Annotated in this window: 4 protein-coding genes; 3 read left to right on the top strand and 1 reads right to left on the bottom strand. The window is 71.5% G+C overall.

What is annotated here, in order from left to right:
- A partial coding sequence (locus tag ACM2XV_RS13060) for a glycosyltransferase family 2 protein (protein WP_487027238.1) occupies window positions 1-699 on the bottom strand: 699 nt, incomplete at its 3' end.
- A 236-nt stretch (window positions 700-935) separates the two neighbouring features.
- Here ACM2XV_RS13060 and ACM2XV_RS13055 point away from each other — a divergent pair.
- The 3 genes from ACM2XV_RS13055 to ACM2XV_RS13045 are packed head-to-tail and all read left to right on the top strand — an operon-like array spanning window position 936 to window position 3,973.
- Entirely contained in the window at window positions 936-2,165 is a 1,230-nt protein-coding gene (locus tag ACM2XV_RS13055) for an ABC transporter ATP-binding protein (RefSeq protein WP_344776896.1), read from the top strand.
- Window positions 2,162-2,983 carry an ABC transporter permease gene (locus tag ACM2XV_RS13050; protein ID WP_344776898.1) on the top strand — a complete coding sequence of 274 codons (822 nt, stop codon included), beginning with the start codon at window positions 2,162-2,164 and terminating at the stop codon, window positions 2,981-2,983. Before ACM2XV_RS13055 ends, ACM2XV_RS13050 begins: the two co-directional genes overlap by 4 nt.
- Window positions 2,984-2,995: 12 nt before the next feature.
- Window positions 2,996-3,973, top strand: coding sequence for a beta-1,6-N-acetylglucosaminyltransferase (locus tag ACM2XV_RS13045; RefSeq protein WP_344776900.1), 978 nt, complete (start codon window positions 2,996-2,998; stop codon window positions 3,971-3,973).
- Window positions 3,974-4,014 lie beyond the last annotated feature (41 nt).

Here is a 4,014-nt window from a genome sequence, read left to right as displayed (position 1 = left end):
CGCGGCGAGGTGCAGGCGGAGGACCCGGTCGATCCCCTGCGCGAGCTCGCGGTGCCTCGCGGTCGTGTTGCTGCCGGTGAGGCGGTAGTCGACGAGCGCGCCGGGGGCGAAGGCGAAGGGGCCGAGCTCGGCGAGCCGCAGGACGAGGTCGAGATCTTCGGCGAAGCGGATCTGCGAGTGGAATCCGCCCACTGCATCGAACGCCGATCGCCTGATCAGCAGGTTGGGGGCCAGGATGCCGGTGACGCGCCGCGCCACGTCGAGGTGCGAGCCGACGGCGGTCTGGTCGGCGGGGGCCAGCACCCGCTCGCCCGTCGCGTCGATGGTCTGCAGGCCGCAGTACCCCGCGACGGCGTCCGGCGCGGCCCCGAAGGCGGCGAGCTGGGCCTCAAGCCGCGTCGGGTGCCAGCGGTCGTCGTCGTCGAGGAAGGCGAGGTAGTTCCCGTGCGCCCCGGCAGCGCCGACGTTCCGGGCGACGCTGACCCCGCGCGGCCCCTGATGGATCACGCGCGCACCGGGCACTCCGGCGACGGCCTCGTCGACGAGCGCGGGCTGCGGCGAGCCGTCATCGACCACGATGAGCTCGTGCGCGGGCGCGGTCTGCGCGAGGACCGAGGCGATCGCCTCGGCGAGGTACGGCCCCGAGCGATTCGTCGCGATGACGACGCTGACGGCAGGCGGCTCGGGGTCCGGGGGCACGCGACGATGCTAGCCGTGCGGCGCGCGCGCCTTGAGCCCCTCGTTCCGGGGCGCGACGACGGGTCGCGGTCGAGCTAAACTGAGCGTTGCTCACGCTCGCCGATGGATGCCGGCGCGGCTCGCCCCCCGGATTGGTGAGTGCGCCACCGCCCTCGCCCGCCAATACTTTTGAGTATTCCTCACTCGATGGAGCCCGACCCGCGCCGCTCCCGGCGGCCGACACGTTAGGAAACCGCGTGCTACAGAAGGACTTTGCGGTCAGAGCGGAGCACCTCGGCAAGACATACCGCCTGGGCACGACGCAGCCCCGGCCGTCGACGCTCGCCGAGTCCGTGCTGACGCGCCTGCGCGGCGGCGAGCGTCGAACCGACACCGGCCGATTCGAGGCGCTCGACGACATCAGCTTCGAGATCCCCCACGGCGAGGCGCTCGGCATCGTCGGCCGCAACGGCGCCGGCAAGTCGACGCTTCTCAAGATCCTCACCAGGGTCACCGCGCCGACGCGGGGGAAGCTCGAGTTCCGGGGTCGCATGGGCAGCCTGCTCGAGGTCGGCACCGGGTTCCACCCCGAGCTGACCGGGCGCGAGAACATTTACCTCAACGGCGCACTGCTCGGCATGAACAAGGCCGAGATCACCCGCCAGTTCGACGCGATCGTCGACTTCTCGGGCATGGAGAAGTTCCTCGACACCCCCGTCAAGCGCTACTCCTCCGGCATGTACGTGCGGCTCGCCTTCGCGGTCGCGGCGCACCTCGAGACCGAGATCCTCGCGATCGACGAGGTGCTCGCGGTCGGCGACGCGGAGTTCCAGCGGAAGTCGCTCGACAAGATGCGCGAGGCGGCCACCCAGGGCCGGACCGTTCTCTACGTCAGTCACATGCTGCACACCGTGAAGACCCTGTGCACCTCGGCGATCCTGCTCGAGCGCGGGCGCCTGGTGCATCACGGCTCCGTGGACTCCACGCTGCAGGCCTACTCGAGCAGCTTCGCGCACTACGCGGCGATGCAAGAGGACCCCGAGAACCGCCAAGGCCTCGGCGACATCCGCTTCGAGCAGGTGTGGATGGGCACCGAGCAGCTCGCCTCTGGCGACGACTTCGAGATCGGCTTCAGGGTTCCGCCGGCCGCGAGGCCGCTCGGCGTCAATCCGTACTGGGTCTCGGCGCACATCGTCGACGAGGGCGGCACGATCATCGCGCAGTGCGACTCGCGCCTCAACGGCATGACCTATTCGGCCGACCGGGCCCAGCGCGGCCGCCTGATCGTCAAGAACCTGTGGCTCAAGCCCGGCACCTACAGCGTTGACCTCTTCGCCTGCCAGGCGGGGGGCGTTCAGGATGCCTGGGACGCCGCGGCCCGCTTCGAGGTGCTGCCCCAGCTGCGCTACGCCGCGCTCGCCGCGAGCGACGGCATGGACAAGGGGCTCGTCTTCGCCGATTTCCAGTACGAGGCAGGTGCACGATGACCCAGACGACCCTGATCGAGCCGCCGGGGCGGCTCAACCTGCCGCGCTCGGCCGATCTGTGGCGTGCGCGCGACGTCGTGGTCCGGCTCGCGCAGCGCGACATCATCGTGCGCTACCGGCAGACCGTCCTCGGCGTCGCATGGGTGATCATCCAGCCGGTGATGTCGGCCGGCGTGTTCTCGCTGATCTTCGGCTCCGTCGCCAAGCTGTCCAGCGACGGGCTGCCGTTCTTCCTGTTCACCTTCGTCGGCACGCTCTCATGGAACCTGTTCAACGGCGTGCTCACCCGGTCCGCGGGCTCGCTGCTGGCCAATCAGGCGCTGGTCGCGAAGGTGTTCTTCCCCCGGCTCCTCGTGCCGATCTCGACCGCGGCGAGTTGCGTGCTCGACTTCGCCGTCGGCCTCTGCGTCGGCGTCGGGCTGCTGTTCTTCTACCAGGTGAACCCCGGCTGGGCGGTTCTGCTGCTGCCGCTGTGGGCGCTGCTGTTCGCGCTCCTCGGCCTCGGCGTCGGCATGGCCGCCTCTGCCCTGACGGTCAAGTACCGCGACGTCGGCTACGTCCTGCCCTGGCTCCTGCAGATCCTGCTCTACGCGAGCCCGGTCGCCTACGCCGTCTCGTCGGTGCCCGAGCGGCTGCGGTGGCTGTTCGAGGCGAACCCCCTCACCTGGTACCTCAACGAGTTCCGCTGGTCGCTGCTCGGCGTCGGCGCACCGCCGCTGTGGCAGATCGCCGGCTCGATCGTGCTCGCGCTTCTCGTCGCCTTCGTCGGCGTGCTCTACTTCCAGAGCCACGAGCGCGAGTTCGCGGACGTCATCTGACGTGGGCGCGCGATGACGGCAGACGAGCCACCGGGGGGCCGTGTCGCCTACCTGATCCTCGCGCACCGCCGGCCGCACCAGGTCGCGGCGCTCGCGCAGCGCATCACGCACCTCAGCCCGCAGTCGCGGATCGTCGTCCACTGGGATGCCCGATCAGGGCCGTTCCCCGCCGGCGTGCTGCCCCCGACGGCGGCGGTGGTGCCGAACCCCGTGCGGGGCGGGTGGGGGCGGTGGTCTCTCGTCGAGGCATCCCTGCGCATGCTCGCGGTGGCCCGGCGCGAGTTCCAGCCGCGCTGGAGCGCCCTCATCTCGGGCGACGACTGGCCGGCGCGCGATCTCGCGGAGTGGGAGCGCGAGCTCGACGAGGCGGGCGGCGACGCGCTCATCGCGTCCTCGCCGGTGGTCGACCGCAGGGCGGCGGGCGAGAGCGCGGTTCCGCTGCGCGAGGACGAGGTGCGCAGGTACCGGGATTCCTGGCTGATCGTCCCCCCGGCGCCGTTCCCCTTCCTCAACCGCGTGCTGCGTGCGATCGTGCGGCGCATCGAGCCGTTCGCGACGCGGCGCCCCCGCGGTCTCGCGATGATGGACTTCTACGACCGGGGCGTCGCCGTGAGCCTCGGCCGCTCGCGACTCGACCCGCCGCTGCGGGTCCACAAGGGCGCCCAGTGGCTGACGCTCGGCCCGCGCGCCGTCGACGCCGTGCTCGGCGCGGATCCGCGCATCGTGCGGCACTTCCGGCGCACGCTCATTCCCGACGAGGCCTTCATCCCGTCCGTCGTGAACGCCGCGCCGGGGCTCTCGGTGCGCGCCGGCCTCACATCGTTCGCCCCCTGGCACGCGTTCCATCGCAGCCAGCTCGACCTCGCCGTCGAGGACCTCGCGGCGATCGCGGCGTCGGGGGCGCCGTTCGCCCGGAAGCTGCCGTCAGCACCGCCGAACGCGGTCACCGCCGCGCTCGACGAGCTCGCGCGCCGTCACGAGAGGGCGTGACCCGGCACCGCGGAGAGGGCTGCGGCCCGTTCGTCACCGGC

Source organism: Gryllotalpicola sp. CP2-P1 (assembly GCF_057512245.1).
This window is presented reverse-complemented; position numbering and strand designations above follow the sequence as displayed.

Bases quoted from the DNA above. Each gene is read 5' to 3' on its own strand.
- ACM2XV_RS13050 (WP_344776898.1), top strand. From the start codon at position 2,162: ATGACCCAGACGACCCTGATCGAGCCGCCGGGGCGGCTCAACCTGCCG.
- ACM2XV_RS13045 (WP_344776900.1), top strand. From the start codon at position 2,996: ATGACGGCAGACGAGCCACCGGGGGGCCGTGTCGCCTACCTGATCCTC.